Source organism: Candidatus Seongchinamella marina, from assembly GCF_026262685.1.
Classification (GTDB): Bacteria; Pseudomonadota; Gammaproteobacteria; order Pseudomonadales; family Halieaceae; genus Halioglobus; species Halioglobus marinus.
Genome location: NZ_SHNP01000002.1, coordinates 765,427 through 781,321, shown reverse-complemented (window position 1 = coordinate 781,321; position 15,895 = coordinate 765,427). Strand labels below are relative to the sequence as shown.

Genomic DNA, 15,895 nt, shown 5'->3' with positions numbered 1-15,895 from the left:
AGCAAAAGACACGACGCTGATGGGTGTTTTATGGCCATTGGGTTCATTGATAACACTCGTTAGTAGCCTGGACCGCAATAGGTGGTTGTCTGCAGTCCGCTGTTTGTACTACATTAATATCGAAAGTAGCGTTTATCCTGCTTATACTTGGCAGATCCCGACGATCTGGACGGCGATGGCATTTCTGGACGCATGCGCCGCGTGCGCGACCCCGAGTCAGGACAGTTAAGACTGGGGCGTTTTGGCTGGAAAGCCTCGCAGGCGTCTGTGCGGCATCAGGTCGCGTCTGCGCTGAATACCGACCTCGGCGTCATGACTTCCACCTTTCCGGCTCCTGACTGTGGCCCGATGCAAATGGATTGCGGTGCCTCTGGCGCGGAGCTGCCCGATGAACATCTGGACACGCTGACAACGTATGTCTCGCTACTGGGCGTGCGAGCGAGGCGCGGCCTGACTGACCCCGAAGCATTAGCGGGCGAAGCCCTGTTTGCGGACTCGGGCTGCCTCGCTTGTCATGTCAATACATTCACTACTACTCCCTACCATCCGCATGCAGAATTGCGCAACCAGACGATTCACCCTTATACAGATTTAATGCTACATGACATGGGGCCGGGCTTGGCCTCTACCCTGAACGAGGCGGATGCTGGCGGTGGTGAATGGCGCACCGCGCCGCTGTGGGGCATCGGTCTGACTGCCGGTGTGAGCGGGGGTGAGGCTTATTTACATGATGGCCGTGCTCGCAATCTTGAAGAGGCCATTCTGTGGCATGGCGGGGAAGCTGAGGAGTCCAAGCAGGCTTTTGTTGCTCTCACGGCTGCACAAAGATCAGCGGTGATTATGTTTCTTAAAACCTTGTAGTATGCGCAATAGAACGTCGACCGTACCTTGGTCTGCATCCAGTGCTTACCACTTAAATCACCGCTTCTATTGAAGTACAGTCCTGAAATATCATGCAAACCATCTTCTTCAATCTACCTCATTCTAAAAACACAACGATCCTGAGATCGCGACAATATTCAGTTATGACTAAATGCCTCCCCGAATTACTCATATTGTTATACTTCCGTGGTTATTTGAATGCTTCACTGTACACTTTATCGGCGATTCCGCACGTATTGACGCCGGCCTTGATCCGGATGTACCCAGCCTCGTTCCAAGCGTTTCCCCATGAGTTTTTAACCACCCAGTTCGGCGGACTGTCAGAACCGCGGTATCCAATCACTTCAACCCACTGCACTACGCTGTCGTCGCAGTCGGAGGACTCGAAGATGCCCCCGCTATAGTTCTTAAACTCTGGCAGTATCGCGCCGTCTTTGCCAATTTTAAGTCTGGCTACAACAGGAGCTGCCTTAAGCATAGTTAACAAGTCCCCTTCGTCGACGTTTTGAGTAACCTTAAACCCCGTGATCTCGACGTTGTCTGAATTGACTTCGAATGAACAGCTGCCGTTCTGGGGAACACTTTTGATAAATGGTAAACCTACCTCAGTGCGGCTCTGTACATTTTTAACCCATTTCAGGTCGCTCACGGCCTCCATCCCAACGAGGCAGTAGCCGCCTTCGAACGAGCGAGTCGAGCCTGTCTTCTGCACTAACATCTCGTAAGAACCAGCCGCGGGAAAGCTTGCAGACAACGTGAATGGCAGAGCGCCTGAAACCGTCTGCGGGCGCTTCGCTGAGCCTGCGCTTTGCACAGTAAGCATAACGTCACCACTTTTGACATCACCGTCTGCGACCAAGGTGATTGCGCGGTTATCCTCTTTCGGACTAATGAAGGTGTATCTATCCTGATGACTGCCAGCGCCAAGCACTGAGCAGACAGCATCAGGCGGCCCTTGTTTGACCGGGTACGCTTGCTCCGTCTGTATACCCCCGATGTCAATGACATGCTGAAATACGAGTTCAGGCCCATCAGCGCAGGAACCCGGGGCAAGCACGGCAGAACAGTCGAGTATCTGTTGCACTGAAAGACCTACCAGACGGAATCCCTGAATGCTGCGCAGGCTTTCTATGTGCCCTACTGCCGCGTACGCCGCGGATATACCACATCCAGTTTGGCCCGAGTCCCTGACCGGCGTAACAAACCCGTTTGCCCTCCAATCGATGTCGAGCGCGGCTGCGGGATCGCTGAGTATTAGCCCCAGCACTGAAGTGACGATTACGGCTGGTCGCTTTTTTACAAAAGTCATTGTCCTTCTCTCAGGTTCTTATGGCGAATGAAAATGTGCTTGAGAACTTTTATCATACTGTCCTTAGACGCTGTTTGCCTAAGGGAGCACAGGATCAGTCGAGATATCGACAGAGACTGTGAGCGCACAATCTGAGGTGTTCTGAAATGTGGCATCTGGTGTCTCGCCCAGGTATGTGGCACTGCCGGCCGCACACGCATTTGCGCTAATCTGATGGACGCCGCTCACTGCCTTGTCTGTATACACGACTCCCGCTGCAAGCAGTGAGCAGCCCACTGTCAGCACAAGGCTGCGCTTGAGACTCGGGTTTTGCTGATAGACCCGCAACGCTGTCAGCGCCGCCAACGCAATTAAGAGTAAAGTCCAATAAGCTCCCAACGTAGGTATGGCAGTGACGGGACCGGGACCCCAGCTGATCGTAAATTCATAGTAGGGAGCCGCAAATGACAAAGATGGCACGCCGAGCAGCAGCGATACCGCTGCTTTAATATACCGATGCTGCATGGGGCTAGACTCCTTGTTTGTCGTATCAATTACCATAACTCAGAACGTCGCTAGACGAAACGTCTTCGTAGCGCCACCCCGCCGACCAAGGTCATGAGCGCAGCCAGCAACCCAAGCGCCGAAGGTTTCTCTAGCAAAAGACACGACGCTGATGGGTGTTTTATGGCCATTGGGTTCATTGATAACACTCGTTAGTAGCCTGGACCGCAATAGGTGGTTGTCTGCAGTCCGCTGTTTGTACTACATTAATATCGAAAGTAGCGTTTATCCTGCTTATACTTTATCGTAGGCCAGCTATTTAATGTGGCCATGGGGTCAGTAGGCATTATCCTAAGTATGACAAATCATGAAAAAATTGCTCTGACTGGACATCTGGCAGGCTTGGCTACTCTGGTTACTCTTGCATTGATACTAATCCCTATTTACCAGCAAATCGGCGCGGCTATTGCTGTCTCCAGTAGTCTTTTGGTTTGGAATATTGTACTGGCTAGCGTTTATCCTGCTTATACTTCCGGAAGAACGGGGTAGAACCCGTTGGACATGCTCATGTTGAAACTCCTCTGCTCAATGAAAAGTAGCAGAAGTATCTCTTAAGAAATCAGGCGCTTTGGTCCTTCATGCTTTGACGGCGCACATGATTAGTAGTAGAACGTAAAGCCTGTTACCTTGAGTCTCGTTCTCAGAGGTCCTTCCTATGTTGCCACTAGTTGCTTTATCAGCTGTTCTCGCTCTTAGCGTTAGTATGAAAGCTGTAGCAGAGTCAGAGATCTTTATTTATGAATCTGGCTCGGATGTCGCTGTGTCAGGCGAGGGTACCGTTGATTTATCTGGGCTGTCGCTCGAGGCTCCCTTCGGGGCAGGTCCGATAGCATTTCTTGTTAATGGCCTCGACGCGAGCGGAGGTGAAAGCCCCGGTGTCTCAGTGGGTTCGCCGGGTGGTGGTGTCCTATTTTATTGTGTAGCGGCCGGGCCTGCGTCATTTGGTTCTGGTAGTCTAGCCACAACTTCTGTGGGCAGCGGCGACCAATGGGGGCTATATGGTATTCCTATTGGTGCTACCGGTGTTGCCCCGGGCACTATTTGTCTTCTTTTGCCCAATGGCTACACCTCCGGGGCTTTCCTATCTGGGACAGCCACTTATGAGAACACTGATTTAACAGCGTTAGGCTTAACCATAGGTGAATATGTATATACGTGGGGTAGTGATAAGCTCACGCTGATCGTAGGTGCACGTCCGGGTCCTGTAGCCCCGGGTCCTGTAGCCCCCGTGCCAACCCTGCCTTTCTATGCCCTATTAGCACTTACCGGTTTACTAGGACTGTTTGGGCTGCGTAAGCTAAAGAAGTAACCGCCTAGAGCAATCTAATAAGCCCAGCCAAGTGTTGGGCTTTATTGTTTGCACGGCTCTGCTTTGGCTCCTTCAACTCCGAATCCACCTCTGATGTATCTGGGAGGGATCACTAGTTATAACAACAGAGCTTCCACGGCCCCCCCGGGGGTCCTAATTGGCGAGGAAATTGAGATAGATGCGCACTTAAACTCTGTGTAGCAACTCTGTGTAAGTAGGGTGGTTTGTGGTAATCTTAGGTTTGGTGCAGATGCGTCAGAGTTAGAAAAAAGTCAATAAAGTCAGTTGGTTAGAATACCGGCCTGTCACGCCGGGGGTCGCGGGTTCGAGTCCCGTCCGCTCCGCCATCTTCTCCAGTGTCCTTTCTTGTCACATGGGTGACAGATTATTCCGAGGACATAGGTAACACTTTTGGAGCGAAGGGGTTTTCCCCAACGGGCTCTACTCGGTTCAACGTCCGGTCAAAAAATCCTAAGTCGTAATGCATAAAGCTGGGTTCATTGATAACACTCGTTAGTAGCCTGGACCGCAATAGGTGGTTGTCTGCAGTCCGCTGTTTGTACTACATTAATATCGAAAGTAGCGTTTATCCTGCTTATACTTACTAACGGCGCTAAGCTCTATCTACTTATCACACCGATGGTGTGGGTTTAAATTCAAAGGAAATATATCATGAAAAAGCTAGCAGGCTTGTTACTTGGAGTCATGGGATCGGCGACAAACGCATTTGCCGGGGTCCCTGTCCCTGGAGGTTCTGCTACCTTCCGGTTAAACTGGTCTGGTGTTGAAGCGCCCACTGCGGTGCCGACAATGGGCACCTATGGCATCCTTTTGCTGGCGGTTCTTGTCGTCATCGTGGTTTTCAGGATTTCACGCGATAAAGGGCTGCTCGTGCGAACTCTGGCGCCGCTTGTTACCTTCGGCCTTGCCGCCTCGTTCCTGATAATGACCGAGCACCCCGTCGCTGGGCTCCTCAACCCGCGGATTGACGCCAACAGTTGCAATGGCTCCGAAACATATACGACGATATACCCCACTACCCCTCCACCCTGTTTCGTCAATAATTGCGGCTCGGCAGTTACCGTCGCATACACGTTTATTTCCGGGCAGACGTTTGACCAGCAACCACTTACCGACGGCACTTGTACGCGCGAGTACTTCTGTGAAGAACTGTCGCTGGCGGGCGCGATCGATGGCATGCAAATCCCCAGCGATCGGGCCCCTTACGGTGCGGCTTTCTGCTTGGAAATGATTGATGAGGGCGATGGATGATATCAGGCGGGACCAGCGTTTCTGGCGGCAGGGGAAACGTCGCCCCCATATGTATAAAAAAGGCAGCGAGCTGTAGATCTTCAAGCGCTATTGTCATCACTCATGATTGAAACTGGGTCGGGTCTCGTCTTCGACCTGTCCGCAGTGACATTTGGGGCGCTCGCTCTAGGGGCTATATTGGAAATGCTGTTGCCCGTCCGTGATACTCCCTTGTCACTGTCTCGCTGGTTAAATAACGGCAGCCTAGCCGTGATAACTTATTCGGTTAATCACATTTTCGCTACATCTTTCGCTGTGTATGTCATCCACAGGTTTGAGCCCCGGGACTATCTAGGTCTTGCCGAGGCAACTTTACTGCTGAATTTACTTGTCACCTTTCTAGCTCTGGAAATTGCGCGCTATGGCATACATGTGGTTATGCACAAAATTCCAGTACTCTGGCGGTTTCACGCGGTTCATCACTCTGATAATGAGGTCGACGTATCAACATCATTCAGGCACCACCCGATTGAGGTTATGCTCAATGCCATTCCGGTTACCGCGCTAGTCTGGTTAGTGGCCAGCTCGCCCGAAGCGCTGATACTTTATCGCGCCTGGGATCTTATTATGACTGTCTTTACCCACACTAATGTTAAGATTCCATTAGGCTTGGAGCGCTGGTTGCGTTATCTGGTGGTAACACCTGCATTTCACCGTACCCATCACTTCTCCGAAAAGCACTATACAGACTCTAACTACAGCGCCACTGTACCCTGGTTAGATTACCTTTTTTCTACATATCAACGAACCAGTGTAGAGCAGCAGAGTTTTTCGAAGCTTGGGCTAGACATGCACACGGTCAATGAACAACGCCTAGATGGTATGATTTTAGCGCCAGTCCTGGAGCGGAGTAATCAACCAGAATAATTATGACACGCGCCATAGCGTCGCTCTATTTCCAGTCGTGGGTCGTTGCCGAGTATGTGCCCGGCAGGCGTGAGAGGAATCCATCGGTCATGATCTGGGTTTCACCATCGTCAATAAGCAGGGCGCCACCGATTCCCCCTGACATCATTTCCTACTCTGTCTGGCTCTACTATCGATTCAACCTCAGCCACCGCGATATTGAAGATATCCTTGCTGAGCGAGGTATCACCGTCAACCACAAGTCAGTCCGCCTCTGGTGTCTCAATTTGGAGCTGTGCATGGCGAATTACTAATTCATTTAGAGAATCAGGAGGTTACCCGCTCGGCCCCGGTTCGGAAGTTCGGTCTGGAAAATTGCTTAACGTTCTTCAGCTTACTTCAATCAATCCCGCCAGCCAGCCCACTTCAGGTTCGGCATAGGCTCGGTTGCAGCAATGATGCTCTGCCCCGCTGAGGCAACTCTTTACGCTTCTTCGGCTTACTGGAGTACGTTTCGATTGTGCATACTACTCATAATCGGCAGGTCGAAGGTAAGTATAGGAAGTATAAAGGCCCTGTTGAGAGCGGACACCCTCGCCCATTCTGTTGACTGGGGCTGCTGATCTGGAGAAGTTCGCGCTGATTGATCCTAAAACCCTGTTCACTGTGTTTGGCATGCCATTCATATCCGCTCATTACTGAACGAGAGTCCGCAGCAGTGCGTGCCATGCGTTTTTCAGTAGCGTTTTTACTGATTTGGGGTTGTGGATTCGCTTCCTGCGAAAAGAGACAGGCTGGCAGGGGGCGCCCTGGTTGGCGCTACCAGGAGGGGCGGGGCAGGGGCTTCCTGTTCCTTGCTCTCAAGATGAGCCAGAATTCTATCGATGATGTCCTGGTCTTTGATGCAACGGCTCGGCGCTCCGACGATAACTCTGACAGAACCACCGCAGCGGCCACAAACCTCGATGTCGATACTGAACACACGTTTAAGGCGCTGGGCCCAGGTAATGGCGGCATGGCGCTCGGCGGGTGTGCGGACTTCTGCGTTAGCGATAGACTTGACGCCTTTCCCGCGCCTGGCTGGCGTAACCAGCCCACGACAGCGGCGGTTCGGCGCCAGGACACCGTGGTAACGGGTGAGATTGACCCTCGGCTTTGGTATCAGAGCAGGTAGCCGGGGCATCCGGAGCATAGCGATTCAAGCTTTTAACATGGGCTGTATCGATAGAATTCAAACTCATAGAAAGACTGCGGTACTGCACTTCTCTGCCTGTGTTGTTCAGCTTGAGTCCGACCTGATCGCGCGCTCTGTGAGAGCCTGGCGTACCGCCAATTGTCCAGCGTGGCTCATGTTGACCTTGAAAGACATCCACATCGGCACCAGCATGATCAGTGCGAGACCCGGCCCCATGATGAGGCCCAGCCCCCACAAAACTGTGCGGGAAACATCGCCGGGTTGAACTCCGGCCTCAAGGCCGATCAGGTCGAGGAACGGGCCCGCTACAAGGTAGCCAAAGCCGCTGATGAACTTGGCAGAGAAAAATGCGGCAGCGAACATCACGCCTTCCTGTCGCTTACCGGTGGCCAGCTCATGTTCGTCCACGATATCCGCCAGCAAGGATTGCGTAGCAATCATGCGGAGTATGGACATCATTACCTGAATGGCCCAGTTGGCATAGATCAGGATAAACACCAAAGTACTGTTATCTGGCAGCAGCCCGAGCAACTTGAGTGGCGTCAACCACAGCAGGTTAATTATCGTTAGCAGGCAGGTCAGTCGCAATAGCTGTTGCTTTTCAAAGACGCGATTCAGGTAGCCAGAGCAAACAGCAACTATAATAACCGCTGCCACGACGGGTCCGGCAAACAGTACGGACGTTTCTGTCGCATTCAACTTCCAGAAATAGGTATAGGTCACCATCAGCAGCGTAGCCGTGATGCCCCCGATGCCCCCGAGCGCCATATCCAGTATCACGAGGTAGCGAAAGTTTTTGTTGCGAAACGTACTCATGAGTTCGCCCAGCATATTGTTGCCGACGTGGGCAGCGCCACTAGCGAGTTTAGGAATGTAATGCCAGGTGCCAGCGATACAAATCACGCTGAAGATGATGACCAGAAAGCCGTTTATCCAGCCATACGTGCAATAGTTGTCGATCACGAAGCGGCCGTCCACGCCGTTCTCTTCGTTAAACAGAAACATCAGCGCCATCGCCGAGGCCATGATGCCAATGAACCAGCCGAGGTTGGTGCGCATGCCGGCCAACCGTGAGCGCTCATGATAGTCGTCAGTAATCTCCGCGCCGAGCGCCAGATAGGGCACCATGAAAAATGTCAGTGCGGTACGCACCAGTAAAATGCTGGCAAGCAGCCAGATGAATAACTCGCCCTGGTCATCCAAAACGCTTGCGGGGGGGCCGTATAACATAACGAAACCCGCGGCCAGCGGAATAACTGCGGCGATCATGAGCGGATGGCGACGCCCGATGCGCGATCGCAGCCGATCCGACCATGCCCCTACGAGCGGATCGCTGATGCCGTCCCAGATGATGGAGATGGCGATCGCAAGACCGGTAAGCGTGCCCGAAAGGTCGAGTACCTGCTTGTAGTAAAACAGGATGAACGCACCCATCGCGGCATCCTTGAGTGCGTAACTAACGATGCCTGAGCTATAGAGCAGGCGATTGCGTAAGCCGATAATAGCTATGTGATAGCTCCTTGAGTGGCCTGCGATCCAGCGAAGTATAAGCAATATAAATGGGGTATTGGGAAGAAATCCACTCGCGCCACCCAGATCTTTGACCCGAAGATGACGCTGAATCATCCTTAATCATCTCGAAATCGCGCTCGTATAGGTTCCCTCACAGATCTTTTCTATCCATTCTCAGAAAGAAGCACACAGAAACCTATGCCAACTATCGTTAAGTGGCGTCCCTGCTGGTTTAACTGTGAACTCGAGGGCTCTGCTACCGCGCGCCCTTCCCGGCGAAAAGAGGCAATGACTCCGGTGGCGCCCTGGTCGGTGGTGCTAGGTGTGGCAGGGCGGGGGTGTTCTGTTCCTTGCTCTCAAGATGAGCCAGAATTCTATCGATGATGTCCTGGTCTTTGATGCAACGGTTCGGCGCCAGGACGCTGTGGTAACGGGTGAGATTGACCCTCGGCTTTGGTATCAGAGCAGCCAACCGCGCATTGAAATCTACAGGGTCGAAGGCTACCTGGGTCGTTCCATCCCGGTAGGGCGTCTTCAGGGTGTAGACCACCTTGCCGGTGGAGCTCAGTGAAAGACGGGGAACGGCTACGGCGGGGCGAGCAATATACCTGCACAAGCGCTCTCGGTGTCCTGTTCCAGCAAGCCTTGGCGTTCCAGGCAGCGGCCTACACGCTGACTGATCAGCTGAACCAGATCCTCGAGCTCGTCTTTATTCGGTGCCTTGACGCGTTGAAACCGAGGTGCTCGGTTATCGCGATAGACGTAAACACCATCCAGAAACAGGATGTGAAAATGTATATTGAGGTTTAGGGCTGATCCGAAGCGCTGGATCAGTGTCACTGCACCGGTCCCCCCGTCCTTGAGCCGGTATCCAGCTTTGTGGATCAGATGTGTAGAAATTGTGCGGTAAATAATGCCCAGAACCTTGCCCATTGCCTGGGGAAAGCGGTCAGAGCCTGAAAAAAAGCCCTTAATGAATCTTGTAAGCCATTGAAGCCAAGGAAATTTTTTTGGCGCGCACAGCGATTGATAACTCTTGAGATACTTTTATATCTCAGAACGGTATCTTTTCAATCACTATTCCTGGGTTCGCCGCCGTGACTCCGCAATAGGCGTTTGAGGAAGCGCTTAGCCGCTGCCCCATTACGTTTCGCCTGAAGGTACACATCGACCACTTCGCCATCCTGATCTACTGCGCGCCACAGATAATAATGCTTGCCATTAATCTGAATGGTTCGGCACACCGACGAAGACCTCGTCAATGTAGAAAGTATCGCCATAACCTCGGTGCTTTCGTTTCAATCGGCGTGTATAAATGGCGCCAAACTTGCTACACCAGAGACGGATGGCTTCGCGGGTGACAGTGATGCCTCGCTCGGCCAGAAGATCCTCGATATCATGGTGACTCAGATTGAATCGATAGCAGAGCCATACTGCGTAACTGATAATGTCGGGAGGGAACCGGTGACGTTTGTATATGCTCATGGCCCGACTATAGCAATCTGGGCCAGTTAAGTTGTCAGTACCTTTATTTCACCTATACTTAACGTTGGATCGCCATTTGTAAGCCATGGAGTCGAAGTTACTTGATAATACATGTTAAATCTTATCGCGTTGCCTTTATGCTCATCGGTGCTCTTTTTGGAATATTGTTTCCGATCACCGCAACATTATTAGATATATGGCTTCAAGGCTCACCGCTTTCGCTAGGCGGCGTCATCGAGGTACAAAGAGCGCAGCCGCTTCATTGGATTATAGATAGTGCTCCCTTATTTTTGGGATATTTTGCTTCCTTTGCCGGACAGCGACAAGACCTCTTAACTCAATCATTGTCGGAACAGGTTGCAACGAACTTGCAACTGGAATCCGAGATTAACGAACGCAAGAAAACTGAAGAGTTAATAAGATCTACTCTTCAAGAGCGTGACCGCCTGGCAAAGCAATTTGAGTGGCTTATCGCATCTATGCCGATTGGTTTAGGGGTTTATGACAAGGAGGGGCATATCCTTTCTAGTAATGAAGTCTTTAAAATCTTTACTGGAGGTGATGAAAATGTGGCCCATGCTATTTTCGCACGTGCTATCTTACAGACGAGTGGTTCAAAAGCATCAGAACTAGAGATAATTCATGACAGCTTTGAGCGATTTGCTTATTTAGCCAGGCTTGATCAAGATACGGAGGGTAAAATATGGGTGCTCTTGGCTGATGTAACCGAACAAAAGATTCAAGAGAAGCAGTTATTGCAAGCCTCCAAATTAGTCACGCTTGGCGAGCTGGCTACCAGCATCGCCCATGAAATAAATCAGCCCTTAAATCATATCGCGCTGCTTAAGGCAAATATGCACGTGCTTCTTTCACAATCCAGTCCAGCGATCAAAAAAATACAATCGAAGCTTGAAAAGATGGATACCTCCATTACTCGCGCGGCAAAAATTACCGATCACATGCGAGCCTTTGGGAGAATCGACATGGCAGAGTTCAAGCCCGCTTCGGTTGTTAACGCGATAGATGGTGCTTTAATGCTGTTCGATAGCGAATTAAGGAATACTGACATAAAAGTTGAGGTCGAGATTGAAAGTGGCCTACCAAAAGTCAAAGCTATTGAAATGCAATTAGAGCAAGTTTTCTTGAATCTTATTAGCAATGCGCGAGATGCTATAAAGGCCTCAGGGGCGGCCATACGAATAATTTTTATAGCTGCCAGGGTGCATGATCAATTTGTAGTGATAGAAGTCAAAGACACAGGCCCTGGAATGAGTCAAGAGCAACTGAGCAAGATATTCGAGCCTTTCTATACGACAAAAGAAGTAGGCGCTGGCACTGGGCTTGGTGGATCTGTCAGTTATAATATTATCACCGGCTTTGGTGGGTTAATATCAGCTATGAATTGGAAGGGAACTGATGATGGGCTGTCAGGTGCCAAAATTTCAATCAAACTTCCTCGCTTGGTTGATGACACATTGCCGAGCGATATATAACCTTTGCGTTTATAGTATTTTGTATGACCTTTCACACAATTAACATGTGAACACTTCTAAAAAAATAGCATGAAAACAAGGTTTGCCAAGTTCAGTATCTTGGTCATGGAAAATCTACTCGGTGACAAACAGGTTACTGCCTTCCTCCAATCGTTGAGCGTACCTGCCCCGAGATTCGGATGTTACTCAAATCTGCAGCCAGTGCTCTCCTGGGTTCTCGACAGTAAAGAGTCAGTTGAATGCACACGATATCGCCATAGAAGGCGATTTGTCTACGGCTGGCGATCTGAGGATTAAACTCAGTCGTCAGCGCGCTCTGATAAAGCTCTTATCGAAGTATAAGAAGTATAAAGGCCCTGTTGAGAGCGGACACCCTCGCTGATTCTGTTGACTGGGGTTGCTGATCTAGAGAAGTTCGCGCTGATTGATCCTAAAACCCTGTTCACTGTGTTTGGCATGCCATTCATATCCGCTCATTACTGAACGAGAGTCCGCAGCAGTTCGTGCCATGTGTTTTTCAGTAGAGTCCTTACTGATTTGGGGTTGTGGATTCGCTTCCTGCGAAAAGAGACAGACTGGCAGGGGGCGCCCCGGTTGGCGCTACCAGGAGGGGCCGGGCAGGGGCTTCCTGTTCCTTCTCTCGAGGATGTGCCAGGATTCTGTCGACGATGTCCTGGTCTTTGATGCAACGGTTCGGCGCTCCGACGATGACTTTGACGGACCCACCGCAGCTATCACAAACTGCAATATCGATGCGGATGGCCGCCCCATTGATACTCGCTTGAGTCGCTGGGCCCAGGACATCGCGACGTGCCGTTCAGGGGGTGAGCGAATTGGTCAGCCCCAGGCCGAAGATAATCGATGAGCAGCATAATTCGTCACATTCCCTGTAATTGTTAGTAGTCGAAGAGACTTGCTTGAGGCGGAGCTCAAGGTTCTGGTAGCTGATTTACTGAGGCTGGTGCCGAGAATTTGGCATTTAGGCAATCAAGGATTTTCTTAATGACCAGAAATTTCACTATCACTGCAGGAGCATAAAGACGACACGCGTGCTCGCTTACATCGCGATTCTCAAGGGACCAAGTTTCGGTACGGCCAGCCCCATCTTTATAGGCTAATCGACCTTCCTATTGTTTTGTTTGGGCCTGCATTTGAAATGCAGCCCAGAATAAGCATTAAAAAGACTAGCCCGCAAACAACCGCGTGGTAGTCTTAGCATATGAAATTTAAACTACCCAAGATAAAAAAAGGCTTGCATTGGACAACGGTCATGAGCGAAAAAGCTCTCCTGGCCGTTATAGGCATAGCAACGTGCATAGCTTCGGCTCAGTATTTGTTGACTATGTACGAAGCAAAAGAGATCCTTTTGGCAGATCTCTTTATGCTATTTATATTCGTTGAAATAATTGGCATGGTGGGTGCATTTTATAGCACCAATCGAATTCCGGTTACCCTACCGATCATCATTGCAATCACGGCTCTTTGTCGGCTCATTATCATGCAAAGTAAGAATATGGATGCGCTGGATTTACTTGTAGAAGCTGGCGCTATTTTAGTTTTATCTGCATCCGCTTACATCATGAGCCTAAAAGACAGAGTTAGTCTTGAGAAACAAAAAGAGTTCAAAAATGAGAACGACACGCCTTCATAACTAAAAAAAGCCTCGCCCCTTTAGCAGGGTGTCCTGCCAGTAGGCAGCGTATCGAAACACATCGCATGACTACCGGCCTTATGAAGGAACGAAGCCGCATGGCATCCTTGTTGAACAACGCCTCGCATTTAAAATTGATCGGGGCCCTAACGAAAGCCAAGCGCTTGCGGCCGGAGGCTACTTACAGCACCCTCCTGATTTTTTTGTCGTGCAAGATCAAAGCGGCACGCCCAAACTTCGCTCAATGCACCAGCAAAGACAAGCCCATGCATGAACCAAAAAGCACAACAAATCCAGAAAATATGTTTAAGTATAAGCGGAATAAACGCTACCCATGCCTCTAGCATTGCCTGGCCTCGTCAGGATCTCACTGTCAATTAAATGCTTGAAGTTTTGCTGTTTTAAATATTGGGTGTGAGCCAAATATTAGCGCCACATGTTTTGTTAGTATCAAGATGTTTGCGATCATTGCCTGAATAGCTCAGCTCTAAACTGAACTTGCCTCGTGCATTTGGCTGGTGTTCCATGCAGACTGTAGTTGCTCCTATCACAATTGACTGGGGTGTGGGATAGCTTGCACTCTGTGCAGCAATTAAAAAATTATTGAAGGCATTGGCAGTGCGGACTGGATCTGTCGGCGCGATAATTATTTTTTTTATACCGAGTGCTCCATTGGGGTGTTGAGTGTGACTTCCCAGCGGAATTCGTATGTCGATTAAAGTCTTGTCTTGTATGAGGAACGGAAGGTCGAGATCTTTGGCACTGCCTAACAACCATTGTGCAATTTCTCCGTCTGGTCGTCGTCGCTGATAGTTCATGGTATCTAACATAGTCAGTTTTGTTGATTTAAAGCAATCAAGTGCAGCTTGCATATTTTCAACGCGAATACACCAATCGATAGCACCGTATTTCTTGGTGATCCAACGCATTAATCGCCACGAGACATCAGGCTTATTATTAGCTAAATGGTTAATGAGCCCAATTTTTGCCGCTATTTTTAGTAGTGGACGAGACCAAGATGTTTTCAAGGCTAAGATTTCGATAAAGGTTCTGTCGTCGAAAATAATTAAGGCGTTACAGGTGTATTCATGCTCTCCACCCTGTGTTACAACAAAGCCTAGGTCGCAGAATTTTTTTATGGCCTTGTTTAGGTCGGGCACAAAAATCACAGCATGGTCAAAATGGAATGGCATCATGATTCTTCTTCCCACGCGTCAAGCGCTTCTAAGCTATCTGAAAAAATTTTAGTCCCCTGGTCCAATACGCTGGCCCGCCATTGCTCGTCGATTGGATAAAACGAGCGAAGCACCTGCTCTCTCAGTTTTTCTTTTAGGGTAGGCCTTGATGTCATTGCATCGATGCGTAACCAGCGGTCAATGAGAAGCGCTTTCAACATTTTTAAATTGGAATAAGTGCCGAATTCAATCACGCAGGTTGTTGTTTGTGCGCCCGCAGCTTGTGCTAAGTCACGTGCAGCATTAATTAACAATCCTTGATAGTCTGGGCGTTCGCCTGACGAATAATTGGTGTGGCTTTTTTCAATACCTTTTCCCCACACCTGAAGTGCTCGGTTGTACTCAGGCGTGTGGACTGCATCAAAGCACAGAAAGCAGGGCTGACCATAATCGCCGATGCCAGTATGCCAATCAATTATGGTGACTCGCTTGCTACCCTTTAAGTGTGTATGCAATATTTTCTGTAGCGTTTCGTTAGACCACTCGGGGCTTAGTCCACCAAAACCAATGCCGTCAGCGTGATTGTATTGCCCGCGCGAAATTTCATTAAGCAGTTTAGATGAGCCGGCACTTAGTAGCAGTTTGCCAAGCCCGAGCATAATTTTAGTAAAGCGCGGGCCGCGAGCGTTGGAGCTGCGTAAAAGTTCATGAACAGGTTTGGTTAGATCTGTCTCTAGAGGCTTTTTTTGATGGTCGATAAAATTGCGATTGAGATCGACATTGTTCTCTGTGGTCCGGCTGCAATGTGCCCAGCCAAAGGGGTTGATTGCGTGAATAAGGAGTATCGCTGTTGAAGACGCTAATGGCTCGCGGGCTTTCAGGCAGGCTAGCTGTATTGCCGCACCGGTATAACTCTCCGGTCCATGTGTTCCGCAAATCATAATCATGACATTGGAAGCATGGCGTGGACCCAGCCATGCGGTATCGGTGAATAGCGCAGCGCCATCAGGGCCATGCGCCGAGGGATGTTTGAATGATTCAATGATCGCACCGGCTGCATCTGCTTCGCTGAGGAATTGCTCACGCGCGGTTTTATAGCTATCGCTAAATACGGAAGGTGAGTGTTGAGGCTTATCTATCATTGGGAGTCGCTTTGTTTTTGGTGCGTTTACATCATGACTGAA

Annotated in this window: 13 protein-coding genes and 3 pseudogenes; 8 read left to right on the top strand and 8 right to left on the bottom strand. The window is 50.1% G+C overall.

Features of this window, described 5'->3' with window-relative positions:
• The first annotated feature begins 147 nt into the window (after positions 1-147).
• Positions 148-861, top strand: a complete 714-nt coding sequence (locus tag EYC87_RS08380; RefSeq protein ID WP_279252473.1) for a di-heme oxidoredictase family protein — start codon at positions 148-150, stop codon at positions 859-861.
• A gap of 211 nt (positions 862-1,072) precedes the next feature.
• Here EYC87_RS08380 and EYC87_RS08375 read toward each other — a convergent pair whose 3' ends face one another.
• Together EYC87_RS08375 and EYC87_RS08370 are read right to left on the bottom strand one after the other, a co-directional pair.
• Positions 1,073-2,191, bottom strand: a complete 1,119-nt coding sequence (locus EYC87_RS08375; RefSeq protein WP_279252472.1) for a C1 family peptidase — start codon at positions 2,189-2,191, stop codon at positions 1,073-1,075.
• Positions 2,192-2,269: 78 nt separating this feature from the next.
• Positions 2,270-2,695, bottom strand: a complete 426-nt coding sequence (locus tag EYC87_RS08370) for a hypothetical protein (RefSeq protein WP_279252471.1) — start codon at positions 2,693-2,695, stop codon at positions 2,270-2,272.
• Between the two features lie 742 nt (positions 2,696-3,437).
• On the opposite strand from EYC87_RS08370, the gene EYC87_RS08365 reads away from it, so the two are divergent.
• The 4 genes from EYC87_RS08365 to EYC87_RS19475 all read left to right on the top strand — a co-directional run bounded on the left by EYC87_RS08365 (position 3,438) and on the right by EYC87_RS19475 (position 6,514).
• Positions 3,438-4,043, top strand: coding sequence for a hypothetical protein (locus EYC87_RS08365; protein WP_279252470.1), 606 nt, complete (start codon positions 3,438-3,440; stop codon positions 4,041-4,043).
• 672 nt (positions 4,044-4,715) lie between these two features.
• Positions 4,716-5,315, top strand: coding sequence for a hypothetical protein (locus EYC87_RS08360; protein WP_279252469.1), 600 nt, complete (start codon positions 4,716-4,718; stop codon positions 5,313-5,315).
• A gap of 249 nt (positions 5,316-5,564) precedes the next feature.
• Positions 5,565-6,221, top strand: a complete 657-nt coding sequence (locus EYC87_RS08355) for a sterol desaturase family protein (protein WP_279252468.1) — start codon at positions 5,565-5,567, stop codon at positions 6,219-6,221.
• Positions 6,222-6,223: 2 nt separating this feature from the next.
• Entirely contained in the window at positions 6,224-6,514 is a 291-nt protein-coding gene (locus EYC87_RS19475) for a hypothetical protein (protein ID WP_423243968.1), read from the top strand.
• Positions 6,515-7,062: 548 nt separating this feature from the next.
• Here the strand turns inward: EYC87_RS19475 and EYC87_RS19550 are convergent.
• The 4 genes and pseudogenes from EYC87_RS19550 to EYC87_RS08325 form a co-directional block, all read right to left on the bottom strand.
• A pseudogene (locus tag EYC87_RS19550) lies at positions 7,063-7,377 on the bottom strand (IS91 family transposase); the annotation flags it as partial.
• Positions 7,378-7,479: 102 nt separating this feature from the next.
• The gene (locus EYC87_RS08340; protein WP_279252466.1) at positions 7,480-9,021 is read right to left on the bottom strand and encodes an MFS transporter; all 1,542 of its coding nucleotides are present in this window, start codon (positions 9,019-9,021) and stop codon (positions 7,480-7,482) included.
• 292 nt (positions 9,022-9,313) lie between these two features.
• Positions 9,314-9,909: pseudogene (locus tag EYC87_RS08335) on the bottom strand (transposase); the annotation flags it as partial.
• A gap of 80 nt (positions 9,910-9,989) precedes the next feature.
• A pseudogene (locus EYC87_RS08325) lies at positions 9,990-10,392 on the bottom strand (IS6 family transposase); the annotation flags it as partial.
• 101 nt (positions 10,393-10,493) lie between these two features.
• Here EYC87_RS08325 and EYC87_RS08320 point away from each other — a divergent pair.
• The 3 genes from EYC87_RS08320 to EYC87_RS08310 all read left to right on the top strand — a co-directional run bounded on the left by EYC87_RS08320 (position 10,494) and on the right by EYC87_RS08310 (position 13,536).
• Positions 10,494-11,885: a sensor histidine kinase gene (locus EYC87_RS08320; protein WP_279252464.1), complete on the top strand. Its 1,392-nt coding sequence runs from the start codon at positions 10,494-10,496 to the stop codon at positions 11,883-11,885.
• 508 nt (positions 11,886-12,393) lie between these two features.
• Positions 12,394-12,750, top strand: a complete 357-nt coding sequence (locus tag EYC87_RS08315) for a hypothetical protein (RefSeq protein WP_279252463.1) — start codon at positions 12,394-12,396, stop codon at positions 12,748-12,750.
• A 354-nt stretch (positions 12,751-13,104) separates the two neighbouring features.
• Positions 13,105-13,536: a phosphate-starvation-inducible protein PsiE gene (locus EYC87_RS08310; RefSeq protein WP_279252462.1), complete on the top strand. Its 432-nt coding sequence runs from the start codon at positions 13,105-13,107 to the stop codon at positions 13,534-13,536.
• A 401-nt stretch (positions 13,537-13,937) separates the two neighbouring features.
• Here the strand turns inward: EYC87_RS08310 and EYC87_RS08305 are convergent, their stop codons facing one another.
• Both EYC87_RS08305 and EYC87_RS08300 read right to left on the bottom strand, forming a co-directional pair.
• A complete protein-coding gene (locus EYC87_RS08305) occupies positions 13,938-14,732 on the bottom strand; it encodes a VOC family protein (RefSeq protein WP_279252461.1) in 795 nt (264 codons plus the stop codon).
• Complete coding sequence (locus EYC87_RS08300; protein ID WP_279252460.1) at positions 14,729-15,853, bottom strand: DUF2817 domain-containing protein; 1,125 nt, start codon at positions 15,851-15,853, stop codon at positions 14,729-14,731. The genes EYC87_RS08305 and EYC87_RS08300 overlap by 4 nt, the downstream gene beginning before the upstream one ends.
• Between the last annotated feature and the right edge of the window lie 42 nt (positions 15,854-15,895).